General features: G+C 67.8%; 31 protein-coding genes. 20 read left to right on the top strand and 11 right to left on the bottom strand.

The window, feature by feature from the left end; all coding sequences use genetic code 11:
* The first annotated feature begins 59 nt into the window (after nucleotides 1–59).
* From ACNQVK_RS06125 to ACNQVK_RS06110, 4 genes are all read left to right on the top strand, one after another.
* Nucleotides 60–854 (top strand): DUF2470 domain-containing protein, encoded by a 795-nt coding sequence (locus ACNQVK_RS06125; protein WP_418028813.1) that lies wholly within the window; start codon nucleotides 60–62, stop codon nucleotides 852–854.
* Between the two features lie 46 nt (nucleotides 855–900).
* Nucleotides 901–1,677, top strand: a complete 777-nt coding sequence (locus ACNQVK_RS06120) for a CPBP family intramembrane glutamic endopeptidase (RefSeq protein WP_409547932.1) — start codon at nucleotides 901–903, stop codon at nucleotides 1,675–1,677.
* A 112-nt stretch (nucleotides 1,678–1,789) separates the two neighbouring features.
* A complete protein-coding gene (locus ACNQVK_RS06115) occupies nucleotides 1,790–2,980 on the top strand; it encodes an LCP family protein (RefSeq protein WP_418033993.1) in 1,191 nt (396 codons plus the stop codon).
* 149 nt (nucleotides 2,981–3,129) lie between these two features.
* Nucleotides 3,130–3,678: a ferritin gene (locus ACNQVK_RS06110; RefSeq protein ID WP_418028812.1), complete on the top strand. Its 549-nt coding sequence runs from the start codon at nucleotides 3,130–3,132 to the stop codon at nucleotides 3,676–3,678.
* A 3-nt stretch (nucleotides 3,679–3,681) separates the two neighbouring features.
* Here ACNQVK_RS06110 and ACNQVK_RS06105 read toward each other — a convergent pair whose 3' ends face one another.
* From ACNQVK_RS06105 to ACNQVK_RS06095, 3 genes are read right to left on the bottom strand one after another with little or no spacing between them, the layout of a single operon-like run.
* Nucleotides 3,682–4,554, bottom strand: coding sequence for a glycerophosphodiester phosphodiesterase (locus tag ACNQVK_RS06105; RefSeq protein ID WP_418028811.1), 873 nt, complete (start codon nucleotides 4,552–4,554; stop codon nucleotides 3,682–3,684).
* A gap of 5 nt (nucleotides 4,555–4,559) precedes the next feature.
* Entirely contained in the window at nucleotides 4,560–5,642 is a 1,083-nt protein-coding gene (locus ACNQVK_RS06100; RefSeq protein ID WP_418028810.1) for a DUF4328 domain-containing protein, read from the bottom strand.
* A 40-nt stretch (nucleotides 5,643–5,682) separates the two neighbouring features.
* Nucleotides 5,683–6,024, bottom strand: coding sequence for a rhodanese-like domain-containing protein (locus ACNQVK_RS06095; RefSeq protein ID WP_418028809.1), 342 nt, complete (start codon nucleotides 6,022–6,024; stop codon nucleotides 5,683–5,685).
* A 433-nt stretch (nucleotides 6,025–6,457) separates the two neighbouring features.
* On the opposite strand from ACNQVK_RS06095, the gene ACNQVK_RS06090 reads away from it, so the two are divergent.
* The 4 genes from ACNQVK_RS06090 (at nucleotide 6,458) to ACNQVK_RS06075 (ending at nucleotide 9,429) form a co-directional block, all read left to right on the top strand.
* Nucleotides 6,458–6,616, top strand: coding sequence for a hypothetical protein (locus tag ACNQVK_RS06090; RefSeq protein ID WP_167333285.1), 159 nt, complete (start codon nucleotides 6,458–6,460; stop codon nucleotides 6,614–6,616).
* A 146-nt stretch (nucleotides 6,617–6,762) separates the two neighbouring features.
* Nucleotides 6,763–7,386 (top strand): superoxide dismutase, encoded by a 624-nt coding sequence (locus tag ACNQVK_RS06085; protein ID WP_003883955.1) that lies wholly within the window; start codon nucleotides 6,763–6,765, stop codon nucleotides 7,384–7,386.
* Between the two features lie 208 nt (nucleotides 7,387–7,594).
* The gene (locus ACNQVK_RS06080) at nucleotides 7,595–8,131 is read left to right on the top strand and encodes a hypothetical protein (protein WP_044513899.1); all 537 of its coding nucleotides are present in this window, start codon (nucleotides 7,595–7,597) and stop codon (nucleotides 8,129–8,131) included.
* Nucleotides 8,132–9,030: 899 nt separating this feature from the next.
* On the top strand, nucleotides 9,031–9,429 hold the full coding sequence (locus ACNQVK_RS06075) for a secretion protein EspR (RefSeq protein ID WP_044518958.1): 399 nt from the start codon (nucleotides 9,031–9,033) through the stop codon (nucleotides 9,427–9,429).
* Between the two features lie 82 nt (nucleotides 9,430–9,511).
* Here the strand turns inward: ACNQVK_RS06075 and ACNQVK_RS06070 are convergent, their stop codons facing one another.
* From ACNQVK_RS06070 to ACNQVK_RS06060, 3 genes are read right to left on the bottom strand one after another with little or no spacing between them, the layout of a single operon-like run.
* Nucleotides 9,512–10,636 (bottom strand): hypothetical protein, encoded by a 1,125-nt coding sequence (locus ACNQVK_RS06070; RefSeq protein ID WP_418028808.1) that lies wholly within the window; start codon nucleotides 10,634–10,636, stop codon nucleotides 9,512–9,514.
* Nucleotides 10,633–11,124 (bottom strand): ImmA/IrrE family metallo-endopeptidase, encoded by a 492-nt coding sequence (locus tag ACNQVK_RS06065; RefSeq protein ID WP_029109019.1) that lies wholly within the window; start codon nucleotides 11,122–11,124, stop codon nucleotides 10,633–10,635. The genes ACNQVK_RS06070 and ACNQVK_RS06065 overlap by 4 nt, the downstream gene beginning before the upstream one ends.
* Before the next feature lie 37 nt (nucleotides 11,125–11,161).
* Complete coding sequence (locus tag ACNQVK_RS06060) at nucleotides 11,162–12,403, bottom strand: hypothetical protein (RefSeq protein ID WP_418028807.1); 1,242 nt, start codon at nucleotides 12,401–12,403, stop codon at nucleotides 11,162–11,164.
* A gap of 211 nt (nucleotides 12,404–12,614) precedes the next feature.
* On the opposite strand from ACNQVK_RS06060, the gene ACNQVK_RS06055 reads away from it, so the two are divergent.
* The 8 genes from ACNQVK_RS06055 to rraA all read left to right on the top strand — a co-directional run bounded on the left by ACNQVK_RS06055 (nucleotide 12,615) and on the right by rraA (nucleotide 17,821).
* Complete coding sequence (locus ACNQVK_RS06055; protein ID WP_418033991.1) at nucleotides 12,615–13,271, top strand: DUF6474 family protein; 657 nt, start codon at nucleotides 12,615–12,617, stop codon at nucleotides 13,269–13,271.
* 10 nt (nucleotides 13,272–13,281) lie between these two features.
* Complete coding sequence (locus ACNQVK_RS06050) at nucleotides 13,282–13,806, top strand: hypothetical protein (protein WP_418028806.1); 525 nt, start codon at nucleotides 13,282–13,284, stop codon at nucleotides 13,804–13,806.
* Between the two features lie 38 nt (nucleotides 13,807–13,844).
* A complete protein-coding gene (locus tag ACNQVK_RS06045) occupies nucleotides 13,845–14,513 on the top strand; it encodes a YcnI family protein (RefSeq protein ID WP_418028805.1) in 669 nt (222 codons plus the stop codon).
* A complete protein-coding gene (locus ACNQVK_RS06040) occupies nucleotides 14,510–15,016 on the top strand; it encodes a copper resistance CopC family protein (protein WP_418028804.1) in 507 nt (168 codons plus the stop codon). The genes ACNQVK_RS06045 and ACNQVK_RS06040 overlap by 4 nt, the downstream gene beginning before the upstream one ends.
* Entirely contained in the window at nucleotides 14,992–15,846 is an 855-nt protein-coding gene (locus tag ACNQVK_RS06035; RefSeq protein ID WP_418028803.1) for a CopD family protein, read from the top strand. Before ACNQVK_RS06040 ends, ACNQVK_RS06035 begins: the two co-directional genes overlap by 25 nt.
* An 81-nt stretch (nucleotides 15,847–15,927) precedes the next feature.
* Nucleotides 15,928–16,515, top strand: coding sequence for a hypothetical protein (locus ACNQVK_RS06030; protein WP_418028802.1), 588 nt, complete (start codon nucleotides 15,928–15,930; stop codon nucleotides 16,513–16,515).
* Nucleotides 16,516–16,559: 44 nt separating this feature from the next.
* A complete protein-coding gene (locus ACNQVK_RS06025) occupies nucleotides 16,560–17,345 on the top strand; it encodes a MerR family transcriptional regulator (RefSeq protein WP_418028801.1) in 786 nt (261 codons plus the stop codon).
* A complete protein-coding gene (gene rraA, locus ACNQVK_RS06020; RefSeq protein ID WP_211156530.1) occupies nucleotides 17,342–17,821 on the top strand; it encodes a ribonuclease E activity regulator RraA in 480 nt (159 codons plus the stop codon). The genes ACNQVK_RS06025 and rraA overlap by 4 nt, the downstream gene beginning before the upstream one ends.
* Nucleotides 17,822–17,879: 58 nt before the next feature.
* Here rraA and ACNQVK_RS06015 read toward each other — a convergent pair whose 3' ends face one another.
* Nucleotides 17,880–19,349: a flavin-containing monooxygenase gene (locus ACNQVK_RS06015; RefSeq protein WP_418028800.1), complete on the bottom strand. Its 1,470-nt coding sequence runs from the start codon at nucleotides 19,347–19,349 to the stop codon at nucleotides 17,880–17,882.
* 79 nt (nucleotides 19,350–19,428) lie between these two features.
* On the opposite strand from ACNQVK_RS06015, the gene ACNQVK_RS06010 reads away from it, so the two are divergent.
* On the top strand, nucleotides 19,429–20,070 hold the full coding sequence (locus ACNQVK_RS06010; protein WP_418028799.1) for a TetR/AcrR family transcriptional regulator: 642 nt from the start codon (nucleotides 19,429–19,431) through the stop codon (nucleotides 20,068–20,070).
* Between the two features lie 24 nt (nucleotides 20,071–20,094).
* A complete protein-coding gene (gene dinB, locus ACNQVK_RS06005) occupies nucleotides 20,095–21,330 on the top strand; it encodes a DNA polymerase IV (protein ID WP_418028798.1) in 1,236 nt (411 codons plus the stop codon).
* Here dinB and ACNQVK_RS06000 read toward each other — a convergent pair.
* The gene (locus ACNQVK_RS06000; protein ID WP_276130713.1) at nucleotides 21,327–21,758 is read right to left on the bottom strand and encodes a hypothetical protein; all 432 of its coding nucleotides are present in this window, start codon (nucleotides 21,756–21,758) and stop codon (nucleotides 21,327–21,329) included. The two genes, dinB and ACNQVK_RS06000, sit on opposite strands and share 4 nt — an antisense overlap.
* Before the next feature lie 75 nt (nucleotides 21,759–21,833).
* Here ACNQVK_RS06000 and ACNQVK_RS05995 point away from each other — a divergent pair, with 75 nt between their 5' ends.
* Nucleotides 21,834–22,124 (top strand): YiaA/YiaB family inner membrane protein, encoded by a 291-nt coding sequence (locus ACNQVK_RS05995; protein WP_090429826.1) that lies wholly within the window; start codon nucleotides 21,834–21,836, stop codon nucleotides 22,122–22,124.
* A 3-nt stretch (nucleotides 22,125–22,127) separates the two neighbouring features.
* Here ACNQVK_RS05995 and ACNQVK_RS05990 read toward each other — a convergent pair whose 3' ends face one another.
* Entirely contained in the window at nucleotides 22,128–23,132 is a 1,005-nt protein-coding gene (locus ACNQVK_RS05990; RefSeq protein WP_418028797.1) for a PHP domain-containing protein, read from the bottom strand.
* Nucleotides 23,133–23,137: 5 nt separating this feature from the next.
* The gene (locus tag ACNQVK_RS05985; protein WP_418028796.1) at nucleotides 23,138–23,515 is read right to left on the bottom strand and encodes a thiol-disulfide oxidoreductase DCC family protein; all 378 of its coding nucleotides are present in this window, start codon (nucleotides 23,513–23,515) and stop codon (nucleotides 23,138–23,140) included.
* 81 nt (nucleotides 23,516–23,596) lie between these two features.
* Here ACNQVK_RS05985 and ACNQVK_RS05980 point away from each other — a divergent pair, with 81 nt between their 5' ends.
* Nucleotides 23,597–25,231: a SulP family inorganic anion transporter gene (locus ACNQVK_RS05980; RefSeq protein WP_418028795.1), complete on the top strand. Its 1,635-nt coding sequence runs from the start codon at nucleotides 23,597–23,599 to the stop codon at nucleotides 25,229–25,231.
* On the opposite strand, the gene ACNQVK_RS05975 is transcribed toward ACNQVK_RS05980, so the two are convergent.
* Nucleotides 25,224–26,570 (bottom strand): NAD-dependent succinate-semialdehyde dehydrogenase, encoded by a 1,347-nt coding sequence (locus ACNQVK_RS05975; protein WP_418028794.1) that lies wholly within the window; start codon nucleotides 26,568–26,570, stop codon nucleotides 25,224–25,226. The two genes, ACNQVK_RS05980 and ACNQVK_RS05975, sit on opposite strands and share 8 nt — an antisense overlap.
* Between the last annotated feature and the right edge of the window lie 114 nt (nucleotides 26,571–26,684).

Genomic DNA, 26,684 nt, shown 5'->3' with positions numbered 1-26,684 from the left:
GCGCAGTTAAGTTAGGCTTACCTCACCTAAAGACCTCACCTAGTTTCGAAGGCGGCGAGATGGCCATAGCGACACCGACGACAGCCGAGCGGATCCGCAGTGCATGCGCGCGAGGCGGCGGCGCCATGCTCGCGGTCGAGGGCATCGAGCCGGTCGCCTCGCCCGTTCATCACCTGCTCGACGACGGGTCCTTCGCGATCACGGTCCCCGAGAACAGCCCGCTGGCCGGCATGGCGATGTCAGCAGGCTCGGCCGGTGTCCAGGCCGTATTGGAGATGACCGACTACGCCCCGCTGCCGCTGCGCGAGCCGGTGCGCTCCCTGGTGTGGATCCGCGGCCGCCTGCAGCACGTGCCGTCGTCGGAGGTCGCCGCCCTGCTCGATCTGGTCGCCACCGAGAATCCGGATCCGGCCCTGCTGCAGGTCAACTCCAGCGCCGGGTCGCATGCCGGACAGGATGACGACAACCACATGCTGATGCGCCTGGAGATCGAGTCGGTGGTGGTGGCCGATTCCACGGGTGCCGAGTCGGTCGGCCTGGGCGCCCTGCTGCAGGCCCGCCCCGATCCGTTCTGCGCGATGGAATCCGGCTGGTTGCAACACATGGAGTCCTCCCACCGCGACGTGGTGGAACGCCTGGCGACCCGGCTGCCGATGACCCTGCGCCAGGGCCGGGTCCGCCCGCTGGGGCTGGACCGCTACGGCGTGCAGCTGCGGGTGGAGAACGAACACGGCGACCACGACGTGCGGTTGCCGTTCCCCAAGCCGGTCGACGACGTCACCGGACTGAGCCAGGCCATCCGCGTCCTGATGGGCTGCCCGTTCCTCAACGGCCTGCGCGCGCGCCGGATCTGACCCGCACGATCTTCCCCGCGGCCCGGGCGCCGCTACCGTAGCTTCGGTGACGACTTCGGCTACCGGGCCCGACGAGCAGCTCGAGCCGCAGCGTCGCACGCTCAAGATCGAGATCGCCGTCGTGCTGGCGGTGACGTTCGGGCTCAGCGCCTACACCGCGGGGCTGCGGCTCATCGAAGCGGTGCTGCTCGGGCTGTCCGGGCAGACCGTCGCCCTCAACCCGAAGCGCTCCCCGTTCGACCTGATCGACCTCGGCCTGCACCTGGCCGTGGTCCTGCAGCTGCTGGCCTGGGGCGCGTTGGCCCTCTACCTGTTGTGGCGCAGCGGTTTCGGTCCATCCGCGATCGGGCTGTCGCGCCCGCAATGGCGTGCCGACGGTTTGGGTGGGCTCGGCCTGGCCCTGCTGATCGGTCTGCCCGGCCTCGGCTTCTACGTGCTGGCCCGAGTGCTGGGCCTGAGCGCCGATGTCGAACCGGCCGAGCTGTACGACACGTGGTGGCGCATCCCGATGCTGCTCGGCGTGGCGTTCGCCAACGGTTGGGCCGAAGAGATCATCGTGGTGGGGTTCCTGCTGACCCGGCTGCGCCAGCTCGACGTCAGCCCCGGGCGGGCACTGGTGATCTCCAGCCTGCTGCGCGGCGCATATCACCTGTACCAGGGCTACAGCGCGGGTCTCGGCAACGTGGTGATGGGCCTGGTGTTCGGCTACGCATGGCAGCGCACCGGGCGGCTGTGGCCGCTGATCATCGCCCACACCCTGATCGACGCGGTGGCATTCGTCGGCTACGCGCTCGTGGCGGATCATCTGAGCTGGCTGCGATAGCGCATCGGCCACGTACATTTCTGCTGTGGACGACTTCACCGCCTCAGGGGGACCTCCCGACCCGCGCTCGCGGCGTCCGGGACCGCGCCGCCGTGACGCCGAGCCGTCCCAGGTGATCCGGCGGGACCCGAACCAGCGCCCGGCCTGGCCGCCGAATCCGCCCACACCGCCCCGGCGACAGCCCCTGCCACCCAGACAGGCCCCGCCACCCAGACAGCCCCCGAGGCAGCCCCCACCGAGGTCGGCTCCCCCACCACCCCCACCGCGGCCGCGGCCTCAGCCGGCGGCGGCGCGACCGCCCGCACCGACGCCGGTACGCAAACCCCGGCGCCGGCGGCACTGGGGCCGTCGGGTGTCGGCGATGCTCCTCGTCTTCGTGCTGGCGGTCGTGCTGGCGGTGATCGGCGGCGGCTTCTGGATCGACTCGTCGCTGCACCGCATCCCGGCCCTCGCCGACTACCCCGAGCGCCCCGCCGCGGCCCAGGGCACCACCTGGCTGCTGGTCGGATCGGACAGCCGCCAGAACCTCAGTCCCGAGCAGCAGGCCGATCTCGCCACCGGCGGGGACATCGGCAACGGCCGCACCGACACCATCCTGTTGGTGCACATCCCCGGGATCGGCTCGGGCAACCCGGCCACCATGGTCTCGATACCCCGCGATTCCTATCTGCCGATCCCTGGCTACGGCGAGGACAAGGTCAACGCGGCGTTCTCACTGGGCGGGGCGCCGCTGCTGGCCCAGACCGTCGAACTCGCGACCGGCCTGCACCTCGACCACTACGCCGAGATCGGCTTCGACGGTTTCGCCGCACTCGTCGACGCCGTCGGCGGGGTGACGATGTGCCCGGCCGAACCGATCAGCGACCCGCTCGCCGGGATCGACCTGCCTGCGGGCTGCCAGGAGCTCGACGGCCGTAGCGCGCTCGGTTACGTCCGCACCCGCGCGACGCCGCGCGCCGACCTGGACCGCATGATCCACCAGCGGGCATTCATGTCCGCGCTGCTGCACCGGGCCACCAGCCCGGAGGTGCTGCTCAACCCGTTGCGCTGGCAGCCGATGGCCCGCGCGGCCACCGACTCGGTGGCGGTCGACGAGGACGCTCACGTCTGGGACCTCGGGCGGCTGGCCTGGGCGATGCACGGCGACGACCTGGTCACCACGACGGTGCCGATCGGCGAGTTCACCGGCAGCGATTCGGGTGCGGTCGTCGTGTGGGACAGCGACGCGGCCGGCCGCCTGTTCACCGCACTGGCCAACGACTCAGCCGTCCCGGCCGATGTCATCGAAAAGCCCGAACCTTAAGCTTAGGCAAAGCTAAATAAGGCGATAGCAAATTCTCAGCAGCAAATGTAATGCGCGCCACACCAAAGCCCGGCGACTAAGGTAAAGCTGACCTCAATGAGGTCAACCTTCGATGACAATGCGCCCTGACCTGCTATATCCTCGCAATCATGACGACGACCAGTGAACTCGACACGAAATTCCACGCACTTATCTCCGACCAGATCCGCAGCGAGTTCACCGCGTCTCAGCAATACATCGCAATTGCGGTTTATTTCGACGGCGCCGACCTGCCGCAGCTCGCCAAGCACTTCTATGCCCAAGCGGTCGAAGAGCGCAACCACGCCATGATGCTGGTCCAGTACCTGCTCGATCGGGATATCGACGTCGAGATCCCCGGTGTCGACGCGGTGTGCAACCGCTTCGATGCTCCCCGCGACGCGCTCGCACTGGCACTCAGCCAGGAGCGCACCGTCACCGAGCAGATCAGCCGGCTCGCCAGTGTGGCCCGCGAGGAGGGCGACTACCTCGGCGAGCAGTTCATGCAGTGGTTCCTCAAGGAGCAGATCGAAGAGGTTTCGTCGATGGCGACGCTGGTGCGCATCGCCGACCGCGCCGGCGCCAACCTGTTCCACATCGAGGATTTCGTGGCCCGCGAACTCGCCGGCGGTGCCGGTCCGGACACCAGCGCGCCGAAGGCCGCCGGCGGCAATCTCTGACTCTCAGTCCCGGCCCGCACCGGTCAGGCCGTTCTGCAGCCAACTCTTGGTGCGGCCGGGATGGTTGGTGGCCACCCACCCGACGCCGATGTCCCGGCAGAACTGGACATCCTCGTAGTGGTCGACGGTCCAGCAGTACAGCGCACGTCCCTGGGCGGCGGCCCGGTCGACCAGTTCGGGATGCTCACGCAGGGTTGCGATGGACGGGCCGACCGCCGTGGCCCCGACCGTGGTGGCCGCGCTGCCGCCCAGGTAGCGCGACGTCTCACCGAGTAGCACTGTCGGCAGCATCGGGGCGGCCCGGCGGATCCGCCACACCGCCGCCGCCGAGAAGGACATCACCACCGCGCGCGACAGATCGGCCGAGGCCGGCGCGGCGATGCCGTACCGGTGCAGCAGCGCCAGCACCTTGTTCTCCACCAGCGCGCCGTAGCGCACGGGGTGTTTGGTCTCGATGAACAGCTTGACCGGCCGGTTCCAGTCCAGCACCAGCGAGACGAGGTCGTCGAGCGTCAGCAGCCCGGTATCCCCGATCGGACCGGCCTCCGGATCGATCGCGTCGGCATCGCCGGAACGTCCGCCGGCGTGCCATGACCCGTAATCCAACCGACGCAGCTCGGCCAGCGTCATCTCGCTGACCAGACCGGTGCCGGTGGAGGTGCGGTCCACCCGGCGGTCGTGCACACACACCAGGTGTCCGTCACGGGTCAGCCGCACATCGCATTCCACGCCGTCGGCGCCCTCGCGCAGGGCCAGGTCGTATGCGGCAAGTGTGTGCTCGGGTTTGTCGGCGGATGCCCCCCGGTGGGCCACCACGAACGGATGCCCAGGCCCCGGGGTCGCCTGTGCAGCGCCTCCGCCGTCGCCCGTTTCCATACGGCCTATGCTGCCGGGTTCTGCCCTTGGGGCTCAACCGGAACGGCCGATTCGGCCGAATCCTCACGATTCTCCGAAGGCTCAGCCGCCTCGGGCTCGAGCACCACCCAGCGCCGGACGCTGCGCTCAGCCGTCGTCGTACCGGTGCCCTCGAAACCGGTGAACACCTTGGCGGTCAGCAGGAAGGCCGCCAACCCCAGCAGGTAGCCGACGATCACGGCCACCGTGTTGTCGGCGATGTTCTGCGGGACGTCGTTGAAGAAGGTCACGTACACCGTGCTCGCCATCGTCCACGTCGCAACCACCGCGCTGAGCACCCAGACGATCCACCACACGACGATCGGGCGCCGCAGATACGAGAGGCGTCCTTCCAGGGTGGCCAGTTCCCACACGAACACCGGCGCCATCACCAGGTTCACCCCCGGCGCCAGGCAACAGAGCCACAGGGTCGTGGTGCTGCGCGGATCCACCTCGCCGTGCTCGGCGTAAGCGGCGGCCCGACGCGCGATCAGCCAGCGCACGAGGGCCACCACCGTCATGACCACGACGCCGATCGCAACGACGCTGGCCAGCAGACCGATCACCAGGCCGCCGATGGCGATCAGCGGGTGCAGCAGCACGCTGCGGTTGATCAGCAGAAGCACATACCGGATCACATGGGCGAAGGCCGCGATCCCCAGCACCACCATGGCTGCGACGAGCATGATGCGCACCGTGGCGACGCCGGACTCTTCAGGGGTCTTCTCCGGCTGTTCATCGACGTCGAAGTACTGGTGCAGGCCCCAGCTCGGGATCGTGCGGTAGTGCGGCGTCGGCCCGAGTGAGCGGCGCCGGCGCCGCTGATGTGGTGGAGCGCCCGGGCGCAGGGCGATCCAGCGGTAGCCGGGCGCGAGTTGCGGCGTGCGCGGTGCCCCTGGTGACCGTGGTGACGGTGCCGGAGACGCGGGCGACTGCGCAGCAGGTCCCCACGGGGACTGAGGCGACGACGCAGAGGGCGCCAACAACGAACCGCCGCACCGGGGACACCACGACCGCTGCCGGTCACGCACGTTCCAGCGCGTCCCGCACTGCGAACACACCTGGATCATCCGACCAGCCTAGCCACGATCTCCCGCCCGGTCCCCGCGGTCAGACGCTGCCCGGGCCGCCGGCGTCGGTGATGACCGGGCGACCGGCTCCGGCCCAGGCCAGCATTCCGCCCTCGACGTTGACCGGGGTGTAGCCGTTGCGGGCCAGGTAGTTCGCCACGCGCAGAGAGCGTCCACCCGCGTGGCAGATCACGTACAGCTCGGCGTCCGGGTCGATCTCGGCGATCCTGCTCGGGACATCACCCATCGGGATGTGCTGCGCGCCCGCGGCGTGACCGCGTTGCCATTCGTCGTCCTCACGGACGTCCAGCAGCACGACCGCACCTTCGAACGTGGTGGGTACCGCAGCGATATCGGCCTGCCCGACTTCCACATCGTCCATGCCCTCAATGCTCGCATGCCCGGGCCGCCGGGTGCACCCGCCCCTGATGCCTCGCGGCGGCGTTAGCAACGAGAAGCTATCCACAGTTTCCACAGGTTCATCCACAGGCCGGCACCAGCGGAAAAGCCCGCGATATGGGGATTACTGTGCGGTAGCTGTCCTTCACTGTGGATAACCCTGGGGTGTCCACGGCAGCGATCAACAACCACCACCGATGCGGAGCGAAATTAAGCATTCGGCTAAACGTGGCCACGGGCGCCTCACCCGGATCGATTGGGATCAGCCTGATTCCAGGCGCTGAGCCCGCCTCATCCACTTACGCGAAGGCCGATTTTCCCTTGGCCATTGCAGGGTCTATGATCAGCGTCACACCAGCTGTTGTGACAGAACTCACTGGGGGGCAAGCATTGATCGTGCAGGTCAGGAGTGTTTGATGGCGTCACATCCGATGGGATCGGGATCAGCCTTTCCGCAGCCCGAGTGGCATTCCGCCGGGCATCTGCACACCCGTAACCAATTGATGGCCTTCCTTCGGGCCGGAGTGATCGCCCTGCTGTTGCTGGGCGTGCTCGCAGTCATCGTCTTGTTCTGACCGTCGCCGCATCGGGTATACGTGTGGTCGGCGCGCGCGTCCTTGCGGTGCGCCCTGCGATGGAGCAAGGTTGGCAGCGATCTTGACGAACTTCAGGATCGCTGAGGGCGCCTGGCTCCATCGATCGATAATGAGGAAGGAATCTCGTGGCTGAATACACTTTGCCGGACCTGGATTACGACTACGGAGCGCTGGAGCCCCACATCTCCGGGCAGATCAACGAACTCCACCACAGCAAGCACCACGCGGCCTACGTCAAGGGTGTCAACGACGCCGTCGCCAAGCTCGATGAGGCTCGGGCCAACGGTGACCACGCGGCGATCTTCCTCAACGAGAAGAACCTCGCGTTCCACCTCGGCGGCCACGTGAACCACTCGATCTGGTGGAAGAACCTGTCCCCCAACGGTGGTGACAAGCCGACCGGTGACCTGGCTGCGGCCATCGACGACCAGTTCGGCTCGTTCGACAAGTTCCAGGCACAGTTCACCGCCGCCGCCAACGGACTTCAGGGTTCGGGCTGGGCCGTCCTCGGCTACGACAGCCTCGGCGACCGGCTGCTGACCTTCCAGCTCTACGACCAGCAGGCCAACGTGCCGCTCGGCATCATCCCGCTGCTGCAGGTCGACATGTGGGAGCACGCCTTCTACCTGCAGTACAAGAACGTCAAGGCCGACTACGTCAAGGCGTTCTGGAATGTCGTGAACTGGGAGGACGTGCAGAACCGCTACGCGGCGGCCACCTCCAAGACCAACGGCCTGATCTTCGGCTAGTTCGGCCATAGGTCCGGTTCGAGGGCTGGATCGGTTTTCTGATCTCTCACCAAGGGGCGTCGCGCGCACTGCGTGACGCCCCGCCCTCGTTTCCGGGCCGTGTCGCCTTGCACCGTTCCCGCTACTGCCTCATTCTGATGTGATCGACCCACAGACGTGTCGGAGCACCGATCCGCCGGTGCACCAACACCGATGTCCCGGAGGCGATATGGATACGACGGGGTCCGGCCGGGCGATCGAGATCGCCCCTTTTCATTCCGGCGGTGCGCTCAAAGGTTTTGTGGTCGCGGGTCGATGGCCCGAATCCACCAAGGAGTGGGCGCAGCTTCTCATGGTGACCGTCCGGGTCGCTTCACTTCCCGGATTGCTTTCCACTACAACGGTTTTCGGCGTCCGCGAGGAGTTGCCTGAGCAGCCCCTGCCCGGGACCGTCGGCCTAGTCATAGCCGAGGGGCCGGTGGTCGGCGAATCCGCGGTTCCACCCGGGTATTTCGCCGAGCATCAACCACCGGCACTGCTGATGCTGCATCCGCCCTCGGAGACCACGCCGTCCCTTCCGGAGTGCACCGGCGCGGCGTCGGGTTGCGTACTGCTACCCGGGCTTCCATATCTCGGGCTGGAACACCGAGCTGCCTGGGTCGAAGCCGAATCGGACGGCACGGTGACATCGATGGTCAGCCGGGTGGGTGTCGATCCGATCAGCCACCCCGACACCGCGATCCTGGCGATGCTGCTGGCGGCATGACGCTGCCAGTCGAGGGACACCCTCTCCGATCAGGAGAATCTGGCTACCCGAAAAAGATAGGAAATGTAGCGGACTACGTCATCAGCGGCTAGGGTCCTCAAGATCAGCGAAGGGCAACAGCCCGCAATCGTCGTGTCGACACGCTGGCGTCAGGCCCGGCCGACGGATGGCGATGCGGTGGGTGAGTGAGACCTTCGACCGTATGTAAGTGCGCCGCGCACGCGGCACATACCGGCGGTGTGTCGAAAGGTCGCCATGTCCGCAGCCGCAGGCGTCAGCGCCGGCGTCAGCAGCAGGGTCGCCGTACTCGGCTACCCATCGCGACCCTCAGATAGCCGTGGCACCCCGCCGCAACCCTCCCCGCCGCCATATTTGTGCCATCGTTTGTCCGGCCGCAGCGCAAACGCCCACGGGTTTCCGCCCCGCAACTCCACCTGGAATCGGCGCCAGAATCCTCCCGCGACCGTCTGGCTATCGCACGCAAGGGGGCTGATGCACATTCCATCGCCCAACCTGTAACGTGTTCCACGTCGTTCGACAACAGCCTTGCGCGCAATCCGACGCGACGAGGGGTCCGCGCTCCAGCAAATTTCCGTTTCCCCTAGTCACAGCCGCGCCCTGGTTGCCGGCCCAGAAGTTGATCATGATCGAGTGCACCTGTGAGCGCAGCTCACCGTGCCGAATACAACGCGACCGTCACCTTTTGCATTGCCAGACGGCGCAATCCCGCGCCACCTCCACGGCGAAGACCCCGGTTTCCGTGCCGGAGGCCGTCAAAACGCAAAGCCAGTTTAACTTTTGTGGCGTTTGCACTTGGTTGTCGTCACAACACTCGCTACCATAGTCAGCAAATACGCCGCCTATTCGTACCGCTCGTGAAGCATGTGGAGGTCAAATCGATGAGCAAGACGTTCGCCGCCCGCCTAAACCGCCTGTTCGATACGGTTTATCCGCCTGGGCGCGGACCCCACACGTCTGCCGAGGTGATCGCCGCACTCAAGTCCGAGGGCGTCACCATGTCGGCCCCGTACCTGTCGCAGCTCCGTTCGGGCAACCGGACGAACCCGTCGGTGGCAACCATGGCCGCACTTGCCAACTTCTTCCGGATCAAGCCGGCTTACTTCACCGACGACGAGTACTACGAGAAGCTCGACAAGGAGCTGACCTGGCTGGCCAGCATGCGTGACGAGGGGATCCGCCGGATCGCCGCCCGCACCGTCGGGCTGTCCAACGAGGCTCAGCAGGACCTGGTCCAGAAGGTCGACGAGCTGCGCCGCCGCGAGCACCTCGACGACTGATTCGTCAGACTCGTCTGGCGTCTCACCGCGCTCAAACCCACGTCGGTGGGGACCATTTCGGTGGTTCCCACTCACGCGGGTTTCAGCTGCGTGCTGCTGAGCGGTCCAAATCCCGGTACTGCTCGGCAATCGCCAGAATCCATTCCCGGTCTGAATACGATTCGGGCTGACTGAGCCACGCCAACCCGGGGAACGCCGAATCCCTGTCGTCTTCGCGGGTGTCGTAGATCCATTGGGCGATGGCCCGCGCCTGATCCCGGGGTGACACCTGAGGCCGCTCGGTGTCCCCCAATTCCGTTGGGCCACTTGATCCGCGCGGACCGGCGGTTTCGTGCCGTCGCGCGTCGGCCGCGGTGGCCTCCAGATAGAGCGCGTCGGAGATCAGCGACATCCGTTCGGCGACGCGGAACACCAGCGGCCCGCGCGGCCGGACCCCGATGCCCACATCGGGCTGGCGGCGGGCCAGTTCATTCAGCAGCGGTTTGATGGTCCGCAGCTCGTGCTGCGCACCGAACCAGTCTTCGACGCTCGGCAGCAGTGATCCGGCGGCGACGACGACCATGGCGCACCCGAGCATGGTCGCCGCGGCGCCGACGCCGACGGGCTCGGTCCGCCCCGCGGCCCGGAGCAGGACGAAGCCACTGGCAGCGACTATCAGCACCATGCCGACGGTGAACAGGAACAGCGCCCGCCCGCGCCGGCTGCGGTTCGAATAGCGCAGCCCGGCCCAGGCCACCAGGGTGAGGGCCAGGAAAACGTAGAGCAATGGCAACAGCCACGACGTGCCGCTCGACCCGAGGTCCCGTCTGAGGTACTCCGAGGGGGACATCTCCGGTTGCCTACCGGCACGGAAGAAGATCACCAGGCTGATGACGGCCACGACACCGGCGATGCCGTACTGGATCAGCGCGATGCGCCGGGTGAGGGTGGCCGAATGACCCGAGGACGCGGTCGTGATCATCACGCAGCTGCCGGCGGCACATGCGATCAGCGCAAGCTGGCTCAGGCCGACCGCGATGTTGGGCCAGTGCACCACCGTGTCGATCAGCAGGGCGAGCGGTTGCCAGTTCAGTGCGGCCACGACGCCGAGGCTGCCCAACGACAGGATCATCGCGGAGCTCACCAGGGATTGTTTGTTGACCAGTGCCCAACCGATGCGCAGGCCGGTAGCCAGGCCCAGAAGGCCGGCGATCACCCAGACGATCAACCAAATGCCTCTCCGAGGCGCACCTGCACGATCGATGACCGGTCGGAGGGCAGCCGACCGAGGCGGTAGAGCAGGAGCGCGGCGAAGTCCTCGGCTTCTTGCTCGATGTCCTCGCCGTTGGGACCCATGCAGCCGGTCCGTTGGTTGAGCATGTAACTGATCAGATCCGAGGTGGCTACCTCGGCAGTGGCAGCGGCCGCATCGACGATCGAGATGCCCTCGTGGCCCAGCACCAGGTGGCCGAGCTCGTGAGCCAGGGTGCGATCCCAGGCCGGCAGGCCCTGCTGGATGAGGAACACATCGCGGTCGGCGTACTGACGCCACTGCCCGCAGACCCCGGGCGGAAGCTCTGCCATGGTCAGTTCGATCGGCCTACCGCGGTCTGCGCTCACCGCGTCGACCAGGCGGGTCAGCGTGACTTCGCCCTGTCGAGGGGCGAGGTCGAGAACCTCGTTGACAGCGCGCGTGACGCTTCGACTGGCGGACATGATCCCCCTTTCCACCCGTGATTCTCCCAGGTCGTTCCTAACGCATGAACCGACTGGCGTCGATTCGGACCGTACGGCCGGCTTTCGCCTGCCGGTAACCCACGAGCCCGCCCAGGCCGGTCAGTGCCATCATCCCTGTCACGCCGGGCAGAGCCATCGCCGCGATCTCCAGCGTGTTGGCGGTGCGCAGGTAGTCCGTGTAGCCGGCCCGGAAGGACGCCGGCGGGAGGCCCGCGTCCAAACCGGCGGCTGCGGGAGTCCTCGTCTGGGTCCGCATCTTGGTGTTGGGCTGTACATCTGGTCCTGACCTCGGGCCGGACTGCGGCCCATGGTCAGAGCCCGGGGCGCCCAACGGCACCGCGAGCGGCGGCACGATGACGGGCAGCACGACCACCGGAACGGCCACCGGCGCCACCCCGGCCGCTGCGGCCAGGCCGGGCGGGGGCGGCGCGGCCACGTCGTCGATCGCCTGGGCCTGAGGTGGCGGCAAGAGCATCTGCGGCGGGCGCGGGAAGTTGAACGGCGCGGGCACACCGCCGCCGACACCACCGCCTCCTCCTCCCGGGACGCCGATGAGGGTCGTGGTGGTTTCGGTGGTCTCCGAAGAGGTGGTCCCCGAAGTCTCAGAGGTCGTCTCAGAGGTCGACTTGGTGGTCTCGGTGGTCGACTTGGTGGTCTCGGTGGTCGTCTCGGTCGTTTTCGTGGTGGTCGCGGTCGTCTCGGTCGTGCGCGAGGTGGTCGCAGTCGTGGTCTCGGTCGACGACACCGCCGTGGTCGTCTCGACGGTGCCCGAAGTCGTGGGTGTCTCCGACTCGGACGGCTTCGTGCTGGGTGTCGCCGTGTCGGTCTTGGTCGGCGTCGCCGTGTCGGTCTTGGTCGGGGTGTCGGTCTTGGTGGGGGTGTCGGTTCCGGTTTGCGGAGGCGTCCGGGTGCCGGACGGTTGCGACGGCCCGCTGGGCTCGTCGGTCTTGGTTGGTTTGCCCGTCGTCTTGGTGGGCTTGCCGCTCGTCTTGGTGGGTTTGTGGGACGTGCGGGTGCCCGGCGAGCCTCCGCCGTCGTCACCTTCGCCCTGGGAGTCGCCGTCCTGACCATGGCCTTGGCCGTGGTCCTTGCCGCCGTGCCCGTCGTGCCCGTTGCCGGCATTGTTCGACGAGCCCTGACCGCTGTCGGGCCGACCCCGATCCGGATCGGCAAACGCCAATGCTCCCCCGACACCGGCGATGATCAGGCCAGTAAGCACCAGACCGGTCGAGGCGGCGACGCGCAACCGCGAACGCACGTTGTCACCACCCTTTCGCGCACCGCCCAAACGCTTCCCTAACGGATTCGATTCTTGCACAAACACGCAGTCCAAATTTGCTAGCTGAGGCGATTGACCGCCCCGATCGCGGGGAGCGGCGGCGGAGCAAATCCGCCGGACGATACTGTGGGTCTGCAGCAGTTCTGCGGTGACCACGAACACACGACGAATTGACCGGGAGGCAACCGGAATGGGCCTGTTCACGCGACGAAAAAGCCGCGCCACCCGCCGCGCCGAAGCCCGCGCCATCAAGGCCAAGGCCAAGCTGGAAGCCCGGCTCACCGCAAAGAACGAGGCTCGTCGCATCAAGTCCGATCAAAAATCTGCGCAGCGGGCCCTCAAAGCTCAGGTCAAGACGCAGCGGGACAGCGACCGCGCGGCTCTCAAGGTGGCCGAGACCGAGTTGAAAGCCGCCCGCGAGGGACGCCTGCTCGCCCCCGCCAGGATTCGCCGTCTACTGACCGTCACACGTTTGCTGGCGCCGGTCCTCGTGCCGTTGATCTACCGTGCCGCCACGGCCGCCCGGGGTGCCCTGGACGAACGTCGCGCCGATCGACTCGGTGTCCCGCTGGCGCAGCTCGGCCAGTTCTCCGGGCACGGCGCCGAGCTGTCCGCGCGGATCTCCGGGGCCGAGCAGACGCTGCGGCAGGTCGCCGAGAAGAAGCCGAAGGACGCCGAGACCAAGCAGTTCGTCACGGCGGTCAACGAACGGCTCACCGACCTGGCCGCGGCGGTGACCGCCGCCGAGAACATGCCGACCGCGCGTCGCCGCGGCGCCCACGCGGCCATCGCCGCCCAACTCGACGGCATCGATGCCGACCTGATGGCTCGGCTGGGACTGGTCTGAGCCCGATTCCATGACCGGCGTCCGTATCGATTCCGCAGCCCCGCTGCGCGGTACGGCCGTCGGCTCCCTCACGGCCGCATTGGCCGTCGCGGCCCATGGCGCCGCCGGCGGCGCCCTGCCGGGCGGGGCAGTCGCCGCCCAGCTCGTCGTCCTCGCCGTGACCCTCGGATCGGTGGCCGCGTCCGTGGCCTGCGCGAACCGCATCGCGGTGTTGTGGGGGCTGCTGGGTACCGGCCAGCTGCTGGCCCATGTGCTCCTGGCCACGGCGGGCCACTCGCACGGCGCCCAGCCCGGCTTGATGATGTTCGGCGCGCACCTGGCAGCGGTATCGCTCGGCGCGGGCCTGATCGCGTGCGGTGCCCGGTCGTGGGCCACGGTGTCTCGGGTGGTGCGCGCGATGGTCCGGGAGGCCCGGAACGGGCCGGTGTCGACGGTCTGCCGCATGGCACGCGGCACCGACCAGCCGCTGCAATCGGCCCTCTTCCTGGCCGCTTCGGTGTCTCACCGGGGCCCACCGGTCGGCGTCAGAGCCTGACCGTCCCGCCCCGACCAACTCCAGAAAGACACCCCCAGATGCAACCCCTCACCGGGGCGCCCTCGCGCGCCCTGCTCACGACCGCGGCGATCGCCGTCACCGGTCTGCTCACCGCCGCACCGGCGTGGGCACATGTCCACGTCGACGCCGACAATCCGACGCCGGGGGCCACCTCGGTCCTCACCTTCCGGGTTCCCGGCGAGTCCGATACCGGTGCGCTGACAACACAATTGACGGTCGATCTGCCCGACGTCGCCTCTGCCCGCACCGAGGTCGTGCCGGGTTGGACCGCCAAGCTCGACCGTGACACCGGCGCGGGCACGGTCCGGAGCGTCACCTGGACCGCGGCACCCGGGGTGGGCATCTCTCCCGAGCAGTTCGCACTGTTCCGGGTGTCGGTCAAACTGCCCGATGCTCCGATGGCCAGCTTCCCGGCCACCCAGACCTATTCCGACGGCTCCGTCGTCCGCTGGGATCAGGCCCCGTTGCCCGACGGCAGCGAGCCCGAGCACCCCGCACCACAACTGACGCTGACCGGAACCCCGCCCGCACCGGAACCTGCCGAACACGGCACCGAGGCACCCGGCTCGAGCACCGCCGACAGCTCGAGCACCGTCGACAATTCGGCCCGCTGGCTGGCCGGCGGAGCGTTGATCGTCGCGGCCGCCGCGGTGGTCGCAAGCCTGCTGACCCGGCGCCGGTCATGAGCCGGCTGCTGGCCGCGGCTCTGACCGGGCTGATCCTGGCAGGCTCCGCACTGCTCGGGGCCCCTGCCGCATCGGCGCACGCGGCCCGGGTGGCAGCGGAGCCGGCCGAGCATGCGGCGCTCAGCGCCTCACCGCCACGGGTGAGCGCCACTTTCAACGAGGCGCTGCAGCCGGCCTTCGCCAGCATGACCGTCGTCGGCCCGGACAACAACCTGTGGTCCGAGGGTGATCCGTCGGTCACCGGCGCGGTGCTGAGCGTCGGGGTCCGGCCGCTGGGCCCGGCCGGTACCTACACGGTGAACTACCGGGTGACCTCGGCAGACGGGCATGTGGTCTCGGGTTCCTGGTCGTTCGACCTGACTGTCGCCGGCACCGGCACTCCGGGGCCTGCCGCCTCGTCACCGGCGCAGTCCGACGGCGGCATCGTGGTGTGGCCGTTCGTTCTGGTCGCCGTCGTACTCATCGGCGGCGGAGCCTGGTGGGCGGTCCGGCGCCAGCGGTGACCGGTGCGCTGATCCGGGCGCTGGCTGACGGCGCCGCCATCGTCACGCTCGGCCTGGCCGCGGTGCCCCTCCTCGAATCCGACCGCTACCGCGCCGAGTTGAGCCGGCGGGCGGCCGGGCCGCTCGCCCTGGCCGCGGCGATCTGGCTGCTGGCCGAGATCGTGCGGTTGACCGTGGAGGCGGCGCAGACCGCGGGAGTCGGGTTCTGGCAGATCGGCGTGCGCACCCTGACCGACTTCGGTCTGTACACCGCCTCCGGACGTTCAGGGCTGGTCGGCATCGCGGCGGCACTCGTCGTCGGTGTGGTGGCGATCCTCGTTCCGCGCGGCCCCGCCACCACGTCCGCGATTGTCGGCGTCGCAGCCGTCGGGATGGCCGCCAGAACTCTGACCGGGCATCTTTCGGAGAGCCCGATCGGTGGGATGGCCGTGGCGGTGCACGCACTGGCTGCGGCGGTGTGGTGCGGCGTGCTGGCGGCGCTGGTGCTGACGGTGACGCATCGTGGCCAGTGGGCCAGGGTGCTGCCCCGGTTCTCGCAGTTGTCGCTGTGGTGCGTCGGTGTGCTGCTGATCGCCGGTGTGGCCGGAGCCGCGATCAAGTTGAATTCGCCCGCCGAGTTGTGGGGCACCGGCTATGGCCGGCTGTTGGCGGCCAAAGTGGTCGTGACCGTGATCTTGTTGGTGCTGGCCTGGCGAAACCGGTCACAGTGGCTGCCCGCGGCGCGGGCGCACCGCAGCAGCGCCGCGTTGTCGCAGCACCGTTCGTTGGTGGAATTGGGCATGATGGCTGTTGCGGTCACCCTTGCCGCGGCTCTGGCCGTCACGGGTTGACCGCTGCGGCGCCTGGCATGATGGGAAACACTGCCGGCCCCGCCCACCGCGGAACACCAGATACTGCAAAGGAGCAGCCAGATGGCAGAGCAGCAGGATCAACCCGCCGAGAAGCCCGAAACCCCGGCCCAGCCGGCTGCGGCCGATGCGTCAGCGGCCGGCGCGGATCCTGCCCCGCCCACTCCGGCTCCTCCCACTCCTGCCCCGCCCACTCCGGCTCCTCCCACTCCGGCTCCTCCCACTCCGGCTCCCAAACCCGGTCCTCCGCCGGCCAAGAAGGCTCCGGCGAAGAAAGCCCCGGCCAAGAAGGCCGCAGCGAAGAAGGCTCCCGCCAAGGCCGCCAAGAAAGCTCCGGCGAAGAAGGCCCCGGCCAAGAAGGCTCAGCCTGCCCCGCCGACCACCCCGCCCCCTGCATCGACCACCCCGCCTCCGGTCAAGGCGGCCCCCGCTCCCGTCACTCCCCTGCCTGATGTCGCGAAGGCCGCCAAAGAGGCTGCGGCCCAAGCCAAGTCGACTGTCACCTCGGCAGCCAACCCGGTGTCCGGTCCGCCGCCGGTCCCGATCAGCGAGAGTCCGTCGTCCAAGTTGCCACTCGCCGCGGCGGTGGCGGTGGGCGTTTTGGCGGTGCTGCTGGTGTTGCTCAGCCGCCGTCATTCCGACGAGAGCTGACCTGGGCTTGACCCTGACGCGACGTCAGGGTCGATAGTGGCCTCATGCACGCGAAGTCAGAGGTGAGAACGGTCGGTGCGGTCGCCGCACTGACCGGGGTCTCGGTGCGCACGCTGCATCATTACGACCACATCGGCCTGGTGGTGCCGAGCGTGCGTACTGCCGCCGGTTACCGCGGCTACACCGACGCCGACATCGAGCGCCTGCACCTGGTGCTGGTGTACCGCTCTGTCGACCTGGCCCTGGACGAGATCCGGTCCCTGATCGACGGCGATGCCGACGTGCTCGCCCACCTGCGACGCCAGCACAGCCTGCTGTGCGATCAGGCCGAGCGGCTTCGGCAGACCATCAAGGCAGTGGAGGAATTGATGAGCGCCCACAACAGAGGAATCCAGCTGACCGCCGAGGAGCAGGTGGAGATCTTCGGCAGTGCCGTGCACGACGAGCATTCCGACGAGGTCCGCGACCGCTGGGGCGGCACCGACGAATGGCGGCAGTCACAGGAACGCGCGGCCAGACTCACCAAACAGGACTGGGTCGAGATCAAGGCGGAGAACGACGCACTACTCGACGCCCTGGCCGAGGGTAAGCGCGCCGGATTCGCGCCGGGGTCGCCACAGGCGAATGCGCTGGCTTCCCGCCATCGGGCCGGCATATCGCGGTTCTACGACTGCGGCGACGACATGCACGTCTGCCTGGCGCAGATGTATCTCGCGGATGAGCGGTTCACCCGCTACTACGACGACATCGAACCGGGCCTGGCCCAGTTCGTGCACGACATCATCGTGCAAAGCATCGCCTGCCGGCCGGCTGCGATAATCGCCGGGTGAGTATCGAACCGCGCGCCACCGCTGATCTGGTCGACGAAATCTACCCCGACGTCCGTAGCTGCGATCTGCAGTTACAGAACTACGGCGGCAAGACCATGTTCGCCGGGCCGATCACCACGGTGCGCTGCTTTCAGGACAACGCACTGCTCAAGTCGATCCTGTCCACCCCGGGCAATGGCGGGGTGCTGGTGGTCGACGGCGGTGGCTCGCTGCACACCGCGCTGGTCGGCGACATCATCGCCGGACTGGCCCATGACAACGGCTGGTCGGGCGTGGTCGTCAACGGCCCGGTGCGGGACGCCGCGACGCTGCGCACCATCGACGTCGGCATCAAGGCCCTTGGCACCAACCCGCGCAAGGGCACCAAGACCGGCGAGGGTGAGCGCGACGTGCCCGTGGAGTTCGGCGGGGTGACCTTCGTCCCGGGCGAGATCGCCTACTGCGACGAGGACGGCATCGTCGTGGTGGCTCCGTAACACCGGACGAAAAAAGCCCCCCACTGTGGAGTGGGGGGCTTTTTCCTGTTCTGCCGACCTAGACCGTCACTGCGGCACGGTGTTTGGTGAACATCAGCGACTCTTCGTCGACCTTGCCGTACCGGATGGTGCGCATGTCGAAGAAGTAGTTCTGCTTGAGCTTCCACGGCGCTTCCGAGCCCGACTTGGGCAGGCTTTCCATGGCCCGCCGGAAGTAGCCCGGGGTGAAGTCCATGAACGGCAGCTCGTCGACGGCACCGCCGGGGTGCTGCGGTTCGACGCGGTCGAAACCGTTGGCGTCCATGTAGTTCAGCACGCGGCAGATGAACTCGGACACCAGGTCGGCCTTCAGCGTCCAGGACGCGTTCGTGTAGCCGAACGTGATGGCCATGTTCGGCACACCCGAGAGCATGAGGCCCTTGTAGGTCATGGACCTGGTCAGATCGATCGGCTCGCCGTTGCGGTGGGCCACCGCGCCGCCGAACAGCTGCATGTTCAGGCCGGTCGCGGTGACGATGATGTCGGCCTGCAGCTCCTCACCGGAGCTCAGCTTGATACCGGTCTCGGTGAAGGTCTCGATGGTGTCGGTGACGACGCCGGCCTTGCCGGAGCGGATGGCCTTGAACAGATCCCCGTTGGGGGCCAGGCAGACTCGCTCGTCCCACGGGGCGTAGCTCGGGCTGAAGTGCTTGTCGTAGTCGAAGCCCTCGGGCAGGCGGCGGGTCCCCATCTTGCGCAGGAACTGCTTGAAGACCGACGGGAAGCGGCGCGCGACCTGGTACTGGCCGGTGCTGTATCCGATCTGCTTCCACCGGTTGACGAAGTGCGCCAGGTTCATGGGCAGGTACTTGTTGGTCTTCACTGCCACCGGGTCGACCAGCGGCAGGGATCCGATGTAGGTGGGTGAACGCTGCAGCATCGTGACGTGTCCGACGCCGCCGCTGACCAGCGACGGGATGAGCGTGATGGCAGTGGCTCCGGAGCCGATCACCACGACGTTCTTGCCCGTGTAGTCGAGGTCCTCGGGCCAGTGCTGCGGGTGGACGATCTGACCCTTGAAGTTCTCGGACCCCGGGAACTCAGGCGAGTAGCCCTCGTCGTAGTTGTAGTAGCCACTGCACACCGACAGGAACGACGCGGTGATCTGCTTGGCTTCGCCGTCGTGCTCGACGTCGACGGTCCAGCGGTTGTCAGCGTCCGACCAATCCACCGAGAGCACGCGGTGGCCGGTGCGGATGTGGTGGCGGATGCCGTTCTCGTCGGCGGCCTCGTTGATGTAGTTCCAGATCGACTCGCCGTCGGCGATCGACTTGGCCGACTCCCACGGCTTGAAGCGGAATCCGAGGGTGAACATGTCCGAGTCGGAGCGGATGCCCGGGTACTTGAACAGGTCCCAGGTGCCGCCGATGTTCTCCCGGCGCTCGAGGATCACGTAGCTCTTGGTCGGGCAACGGTCCTGCAGGTGCCAGGCCGTGCTGATGCCGGAAATGCCGGCACCGACGATCACAACATCGAAATGTTCGGTCATGGGACCGACGGTATCAACACCGTGTTGAGTCGGTCAACAGTGTGTTGAGAAACTCAACGCGGTGTTAGGCTCCTTGATTGTGACCAGCTCCAGCACGACGCGCGCCCCGCGCGGCCGCCGTGCCACCCGCCCGTCGGGCGACGACCGCGAAGCGGCGATTCTCGCGACCGCCAGGCGGCTGCTGGAGACCAAGAAGTTCGCCGACATATCTGTCGATGACCTGGCCAAAGGCGCCGGGATCTCCCGGCCGACGTTCTACTTCTACTTCCCGTCGAAGGAAGCGGTCGTGTTGTCGTTGCTCGATCCGCTGATCAAGCGCGCGGACACCGGTTTCGACAGCGCACTGGAAGCCATGCCGGCCGATCCCAAGCGGGCGGTCCGCCGCGGCATCGAGATCTTCTTCAGCTCGTTCCGGTCGGATCCGGCCACGGCCCGCGCCGGCACCGAGGCACTCAACAGCAGCCCGGAGTTCCGCGCGCTCTGGTCCGGGCTCATGCAGAAGTGGATCGCCCTGACCGCCGCCCTGATCACTGCCGAACGCCAACGCGGCGCCGCGCCGGAGACCATTCCGGCCATGGACCTCGCGACGTCGCTCAACCTGATGAACGAGCGGACCATGATGGCGGCCCTGAGCGCCGAACAACCCGCGGTCGACTACGACAAGGTGGTCGACACCCTCGCCCACATATGGCTGACCAGCATCTACGGCGAGGCTCTCTGACCCGTCCGCCGGCTATGCGAACATATGTTCGTGTCCGACGCGGTTCGATCCCCATTGCCTGCTCCGCAGGCGGCGGCCATCCTGCACGCTGATCTCGACTCGTTCTACGCATCGGTCGAGCAGCGCGACGATCCGGCCCTGCGCGGCCGTCCGGTGATCGTGGGCGGCGGGGTCGTACTGGCGGCCAGCTACGAGGCCAAGGCCTTCGGGGTACGCACGGCGATGGGCGGGCGCCAGGCCCGGACGCTGTGCCCGCAGGCCGTGGTGGTGCCGCCGCGCATGTCGGCCTATTCGGAAGCCAGTCGGCACGTGTTCGAGGTCTTCCACGACACCACGCCGGTGGTCGAGCCGCTGTCGGTGGACGAGGCGTTTCTCGACGTGTCCGGGTTGGGCCGGGTGTCGGGCACCCCGGTGGAGATCGCCCGCCGGCTGCGCGAGCAGGTCAGCGAGCAGGTGGGCCTGCCCATCACCGTCGGCATTGCGCGCACCAAGTTCCTGGCCAAGGTGGCCAGCCAGGTCGCCAAACCGGACGGCCTGCTGCTGGTCCCACCCGACCGCGAGTTGGCGTTCCTGCATCCGCTGCCCGTCCGCCGGCTGTGGGGCGTCGGCGCCAAAACCGCCGAGAAGCTGCACGCCCACGGTGTCGAGACGGTCGCCGATGTGGCCGAGTTGTCCGAGTCGGCACTGGGCACCATGGTCGGCGGCGCGATGGCGCGGCAGCTGTATGCCTTGTCGCGCAACATCGATCGACGCCGGGTGACGACAGGCGTTCGTCGCAGTTCGGTCGGGGCCCAACGCGCACTCGGGCGGCGCGGCAACACGATGTCGGCCGCGGAGGTGGACGTCGTGGTGGTCAACCTCGTCGACCGCATCACCCGCCGCATGCGTGGGGCCGGACGCACCGGGCGCACCGTCGTATTGCGTTTGCGCTTCGATGATTTCGGCCGGGCCACCCGGTCGCACACCCTGCCCCGGGCCACCGCATCGACCGATGCGGTGCTGGCCGCCGCCCGTGCGTTGGTGACGGCGGCCGCGCCGGTGATCGCCGAGCGCGGGCTGACCCTGATCGGGTTCGCGGTGTCCAACATCGATCACGAGGGCAGCCAGCAGTTGGAGTTGCCTTTCGAATCCCAACCCGACCCGGTGGCGATCGACGGCGCGATCGACGAGGTGCGTCAGCGGTTCGGCAACGCGATGCTGACCCGCGGGGTGCTGGTCGGGCGCGATCCCGGGTTGGAGATGCCCACGCTCCCGTACTAGAACAGTTGCGCGGCAATGAATCCGGCGAGCAGCACGGCAAACCCGCCGATCTCACCGACGATGAGTGCGACCATCCCGGCGTGCAGTCCCGCGGTGGGCCGCTCGAACTGGTTGGTGGTGTCCCGCCTGGCGCCGTGCTCGATGTAGCTTCCGATGGCGACGACGAAGAACAGCACCAGCACCATGGCCGCGGTGAGGTTCACCCAGGTGGGCCAGGCGCTGAGTTCGACGAACACCGCCACCAGCAGCGTCGCGAAGGAATACAGCAGGGCGGCCCGGTGGGCGATGTCGACGTACGGGTGGGCCAGGTGGTTCTCACTGGTCGCCATCTGCCGGTACTTCCACACCCCGAGCACCAGCGCCAGCAGGAAGATCAGGCCGGCAGCCAGCAGGGTGATGACGGTGTCGATCCCGAGATCCGCGTGCATCGCGTGAGCTTAGACCGAGGAGTTTTGAGTAGTCTCACGCATCCGGCGAATCGTGTTCTACGCCAGGCTCGGGACATGATCGCACTCAACGACAGTTCGAGAGTCACCGCCGCGTTCGCGCTGCAGGCCACCATCGCATTCGGGGTGAGTTTCCTCGGGGTGCTCGGCGGAATCTTCTTCCTGCCGATCGACAGCTGGCAGCGGATGTTCCTGGCGATGTCCGTCCTGTTCCTGGTGACCAGCGCGTTCACCCTGGCCAAGGTGATCCGCGATCAGCAGGAAGCTGCCACTGTCCGGGTTCGCCTCGACGAGGCCCGTATGGAAAGACTTCTCGCCGAGCATGATCCGTTCACCTCGGGGACGTGAGTCTCAGCCGGCGGTCCACGCGAGCAGCTGCTCGGCGGGCCAGGTGTTGACGATCCGGTCGATCGGCACCTCGGCCTCCAGTGCGCGCTGGGCCCCGTAGCCGAGAAATTCGAGCTGGCCGGGCGCGTGGGAATCGGTGTCGATGCTGAACAGGCAGCCGATCTCCAGCGCCAGGTTGAGTAACCGGGTCGGTGGGTCCCGTCGCTCCGGCCGGGAGTTGATCTCGACGGCGGTGCCGTGGTCGAGGCAGGCCGTGAAGACCTTCTCGGCATCGAACTTGGACTCCGGCCGCACGCCGCGTCCGCCGGTGACCAGGCGTCCGGTGCAGTGCCCGAGCACGTCGGTATGCGGGTTCGACACGGCTTTGACCATGCGCCGCGTCATGGCCGCCGCGTCCATGGCGAGTTTGGAGTGGACGCTGGCCACCACCACGTCGAGGCGCTCGAGTAGTTCGGGTTCCTGGTCCAGCGATCCGTCTTCGAGGATGTCGACCTCGATCCCGGTGAGGATGCGCATCGGGGCCACGAGTTCGCGGAGTTCCTCGATGACGTCGAGCTGCTCACGCAACCGTTCCGGCGACAGCCCGTTGGCCACCCGCAGCCGCGGTGAGTGGTCGGTCAGCGCGCAGTACTCATGGCCCAGGTCGCGCGCGGCCAGCATCATCTCCTCGATGGGGGCCGATCCGTCCGACCAGTTGGAGTGCACGTGCAGGTCGCCCCGGAGCGCGGCGCGCACTTCGCCACCACCGAGATCCTCAGCTGCCGAACGCAACTCGATGAGGGTGTCGGGCTCACGGCCGGCCCAGGCCTGGGCGATCACCTTCGCGGTCTTGGGTCCCACGCCCGGCAACGACTGCCAGCTGTTCGTCGCACCCAGGCGCTCGCGCTGTTGATCGGTCAGCGCCTCGACAATGTCGGCCGCATTGCGATAGGCCATCACCCGCCGCGAGTCTTCCCGCGCGCGGTCCTTGTAGTACGCGATCTGGCGGAGTGCGGTAACCGGATCCATCGCCACTAGCAGTCGCCTGGGCGCGCGGCGCAGTGCGGCGTGGTGCCCGGGAACCGGTACCGGTGGCTCGCCACCCAGCGGTAGGCGGCGTTCTGCAACTGACGCACACCGGGAATCCGATACACCCCCAACGGAATCCGGCTACCCATCCCGGCCGACAATGCGGCGTTGATGGCTTCGGCCCCGCGGTACACAGTCCCCGACGAGTCCTTCCACCACGCCGCTTCGAGCATCTCATCGTTCGAGACGCCGAGGAGCTCCGGCGTGCCGGGCCGCTGAAAGGGCTCGATGTGCAGGTCTCCGGTCCGCTGCCGCCGCATCAGGGAATTGACGCTGCGGGTGCACATGCCGCAGTTGCCGTCGAAGTACAGGACGCCGCTCATACCTTCAGTCTGCCCAGCATTTGTAATGCCGTACAGTGGATTGCGGAATCTCTCAATCCATCAATTCGTCAGGCGATACCCTTGATCAGAACCGCGGCCGGCACCTTCCGTCGGCTGCTGCCCCATCGCGACGACTACACCGAACTGCCGCGCTCGTGGCGCCGCGACATCCTCGCCGGTGTGACCGTCGGCGTGGTGGCACTGCCGTTGGCGTTGGCATTCGGGATCAGTTCAGGCGTGGGAGCCGCCGCCGGACTGGTCACCGCGGTGGTCGCCGGCCTGGTCGCGGCCGTGTTCGGCGGTTCCCATGTGCAGGTGTCCGGCCCGACGGGGGCGATGGCGGTGGTCCTCGCGCCGATCGTCGCGCAACACGGACTCGGCAGCATCGCCCTGGTGACGGTGGTGGCAGGCCTGCTGGTGCTGGCGGCCGGGGTCACCGGTCTCGGCCGGGCCGTGACGTTCATTCCGTGGCCGGTGATCGAGGGCTTCACCCTGGGCATCGCGGCGATCATCTTCCTGCAGCAGGTTCCCGCCGCCTTCGCGCAGCAGTCCCCGGCCGGTGAGCGCACGCTGCCCGCGGCGATCGCGGTGATCGCCCAAGCCGATTGGACCGCCGCCGCGAAAACCCTTGGGGTGGTGGCTGTCGTCGCGCTCCTCATGATCACCCTGCCCCGGCTGCACCGCGCCATTCCCGAGTCCCTCACGGCGGTCATCGTGGTCACGGTTCTGGTCGGCATCCTGCACATCCCGGTCGCCGCGATCGGTGCGTTGCCGTCACACCTGCCCGCCCCGGTGCTGCCGCACGCCGACCTCGGCGCCATGCGCACCCTGCTCGGCGCCGCGCTGGCCATCGCCGCGCTGGCGGCCATCGAATCGCTACTGTCGGCGCGGGTCGCGGCCACCATGTCGCCGACCGGGCCGTACGACCCCGACCGTGAGCTGGCGGGGCAGGGTCTGGCCTCGGTGGCCTCGGGAGTTTTCGGCGGTATGCCCGCCACCGGCGCGATCGCCCGCACGGCGGTCAACGTCCGGTCCGGCGCCAGGACGCGGGTGGCGGCGATCGTGCACTCGCTTGTCCTGCTGGGCGTTGTTTACCTGGCCACCGGCCCGGTGTCCACCATTCCGCTCGCCGCTCTGGCCGGGGTGCTGATGGTGACGTCGTTCCGGATGATCTCGGCCGGCACGATCCGGAAGATCCTGCGCTCCACGCGATCCGATGCGTTGACGTTCGCGCTGACCGCCGCGGTCACCGTGTGCTTCGACCTGATCGAGGCCGTCGAGATCGGCGTCGTGGTCGCCGCGTTCTTCGCGCTGCGTTCGGTGGCACGGCGCAGCAGCGTCGTCCGTGAGGAACTCCCGGGACCGTCGCATCCCGGGGATGATCGGATCGCGCTGCTGCGCCTCGATGGCGCGATGTTCTTCGGTGCGGCCGAACGTATTTCGAGTGCGATCGTGGACGCCGAGCATCCGCAGACATCCGTCGTCATCATCCGGATGTCGCAATTGGGCATGCTCGACGCCACCGGCGCACACACGCTCGCCGAGATCGCATCCGAACTGGAGTCCCGCGGTATCACGGTGATCATCAAGGGTGTTCGCCCCGAACACGCCGAGTTGCTGGCCAACGTCGGCGTGTTCGAGTCACTGCGACACGAGAACCATCTGCTCGATTCGCTCGACGAAGCGATCGAGCATGCCCGCTCGCACGTCAGCTGACCGTACGGATCAGCTTCTTGTTCACGAACTCGTCCATGCCGAACCTGCCGAGCTCACGCCCGAAACCGGATCGCTTGATGCCGCCGAACGGCAACTCGGCCCCTTCGGCGCCGACGGCGTTGACGAACACCATGCCCGCATCGATGCGGTCGGCCACGCGTGCGGCCTGATCGGCATCGGTGGTGAAGACGTAGGAGCCCAGCCCGAACGGGGTGTCGTTGGCGATTTCGACGGCCTCGTCCTCCGAGCCGGCCTTGTACACCACGGCCACCGGACCGAACAGCTCCTGCCGGTAGGCGTCGTTGTCCACGGTGACACCGGTCAGCACGGCCGGCGGGTAGAAGGCGCCGCGGCGCTCCCCCGCCGAAGTCAGCTTGGCACCCTGATCGACGGCGGCCTTGACCTGTTGCTCGAGCCTCTCGGCGGCCAATTCCGAAGACAGCGGGGCGATCCCGTCGGCGGCGGCCAGCAGCTTCTCGGTGAACTTGGCCAGGAAGTCGTCGTAGAGGTTCTCGGCGACGATGAACCGCTTCGCGGCGTTGCAGGCCTGCCCGGTGTTCTCCATCCGGCCTTCGACCGCGGACTGCACGGTCGCGTCGAGGTCATCGGTGGACAGCACGATGAACGGATCGGAGCCGCCGAGTTCCAGCACACACTTCTTGAGGTTGCGGCCGGCGATCTCGGCCACCGCGGCACCCGCGCGCTCGGAACCGGTCAGCGACACCGCGGCCACCCGTGGGTCGGCGATGATGTCGGCGACCTGGTCGTTGGTGGCACGGATGTCGACGTAGGCGCCCTGCGGCAGGCCGGCCTCGAGGAAGATCAGCTGCAGCAGCTCGGCGGATTCAGGGCATTGAGGGGCGTGCTTGAGCAGAATTGTGTTGCCCACGATCAGGTTTGGACCGGCGAACCGGGCGACCTGGTAGTAGGGGTAGTTCCAGGGCATGATGCCGAGCAGCACACCGACGGGACCTCGCTTGACCACTGCGCTGCCCTCGCCGTCGAGCAGGGCGATCTCCTCGTCGGCGAGGAACTTCTCCGCGTTGTCGGCGTAGTACTGATAGATGGCGGCGCTGAAGTCGACCTCGCCCAGGGCCTGGTCGCGAGGCTTGCCCATCTCACGGACGATGACGTCGGCCAGCTGCTCGCGACGCTGCTCGTGCAGGGCGGCGACCTTGCCGATGAGCGCGGCCCGCTCGGCCACCGTGGTGGTGCGGGCCCAGCTGCGGCCGGTCTTGGCCGCAGCCTCGATCGCAGCCTGGATCTCGGCGTCGGTCGAGGTCGGATAGGTGGCGACCACCTCGGCGGTCGCCGGATCGGTGACTGCGTACTCGCTCATGTTCACTCCCAGACGGGTCGGATCGGGGGATTTCGTATATTTCCCTGCCTGAGACTACCGATTGCGACGGCAAAATGGCACCGAAGATACGGAATCAGCACAGCCGAGCTCGCC

The sequence above is a fragment of the Mycobacterium sp. 134 genome (genome assembly GCF_048282715.1).
Classification (GTDB): Bacteria; Actinomycetota; Actinomycetes; order Mycobacteriales; family Mycobacteriaceae; genus Mycobacterium; species Mycobacterium septicum.
The sequence above is the reverse complement of the archived record's forward strand: the minus strand, read 5'-3'. Positions and strand labels throughout refer to the sequence as shown.

Bases quoted from the DNA above. Each gene is read 5' to 3' on its own strand.
- ACNQVK_RS06090 (WP_167333285.1), top strand. From the start codon at position 6,458: ATGGCGTCACATCCGATGGGATCGGGATCAGCCTTTCCGCAGCCCGAG.
- ACNQVK_RS05985 (WP_418028796.1), bottom strand. From the start codon at position 23,515: ATGAGCGGCGTCCTGTACTTCGACGGCAACTGCGGCATGTGCACCCGC.
- ACNQVK_RS06075 (WP_044518958.1), top strand. From the start codon at position 9,031: ATGAGCAAGACGTTCGCCGCCCGCCTAAACCGCCTGTTCGATACGGTT.
- ACNQVK_RS06080 (WP_044513899.1), top strand. From the start codon at position 7,595: ATGGATACGACGGGGTCCGGCCGGGCGATCGAGATCGCCCCTTTTCAT.
- dinB (WP_418028798.1), top strand. From the start codon at position 20,095: ATGTTCGTGTCCGACGCGGTTCGATCCCCATTGCCTGCTCCGCAGGCG.
- ACNQVK_RS06050 (WP_418028806.1), top strand. From the start codon at position 13,282: ATGACCGGCGTCCGTATCGATTCCGCAGCCCCGCTGCGCGGTACGGCC.
- ACNQVK_RS06015 (WP_418028800.1), bottom strand. From the start codon at position 19,349: ATGACCGAACATTTCGATGTTGTGATCGTCGGTGCCGGCATTTCCGGC.
- ACNQVK_RS05975 (WP_418028794.1), bottom strand. From the start codon at position 26,570: ATGAGCGAGTACGCAGTCACCGATCCGGCGACCGCCGAGGTGGTCGCC.
- ACNQVK_RS06040 (WP_418028804.1), top strand. From the start codon at position 14,510: ATGAGCCGGCTGCTGGCCGCGGCTCTGACCGGGCTGATCCTGGCAGGC.
- ACNQVK_RS06045 (WP_418028805.1), top strand. From the start codon at position 13,845: ATGCAACCCCTCACCGGGGCGCCCTCGCGCGCCCTGCTCACGACCGCG.
- ACNQVK_RS06100 (WP_418028810.1), bottom strand. From the start codon at position 5,642: ATGATCCAGGTGTGTTCGCAGTGCGGGACGCGCTGGAACGTGCGTGAC.
- ACNQVK_RS05990 (WP_418028797.1), bottom strand. From the start codon at position 23,132: ATGGATCCGGTTACCGCACTCCGCCAGATCGCGTACTACAAGGACCGC.
- ACNQVK_RS06105 (WP_418028811.1), bottom strand. From the start codon at position 4,554: ATGGAAACGGGCGACGGCGGAGGCGCTGCACAGGCGACCCCGGGGCCT.
- ACNQVK_RS06030 (WP_418028802.1), top strand. From the start codon at position 15,928: ATGGCAGAGCAGCAGGATCAACCCGCCGAGAAGCCCGAAACCCCGGCC.
- ACNQVK_RS06025 (WP_418028801.1), top strand. From the start codon at position 16,560: ATGCACGCGAAGTCAGAGGTGAGAACGGTCGGTGCGGTCGCCGCACTG.
- ACNQVK_RS06000 (WP_276130713.1), bottom strand. From the start codon at position 21,758: ATGCACGCGGATCTCGGGATCGACACCGTCATCACCCTGCTGGCTGCC.
- ACNQVK_RS06095 (WP_418028809.1), bottom strand. From the start codon at position 6,024: ATGGACGATGTGGAAGTCGGGCAGGCCGATATCGCTGCGGTACCCACC.
- ACNQVK_RS05995 (WP_090429826.1), top strand. From the start codon at position 21,834: ATGATCGCACTCAACGACAGTTCGAGAGTCACCGCCGCGTTCGCGCTG.
- ACNQVK_RS06055 (WP_418033991.1), top strand. From the start codon at position 12,615: ATGGGCCTGTTCACGCGACGAAAAAGCCGCGCCACCCGCCGCGCCGAA.
- ACNQVK_RS06125 (WP_418028813.1), top strand. From the start codon at position 60: ATGGCCATAGCGACACCGACGACAGCCGAGCGGATCCGCAGTGCATGC.
- ACNQVK_RS06110 (WP_418028812.1), top strand. From the start codon at position 3,130: ATGACGACGACCAGTGAACTCGACACGAAATTCCACGCACTTATCTCC.
- ACNQVK_RS06065 (WP_029109019.1), bottom strand. From the start codon at position 11,124: ATGTCCGCCAGTCGAAGCGTCACGCGCGCTGTCAACGAGGTTCTCGAC.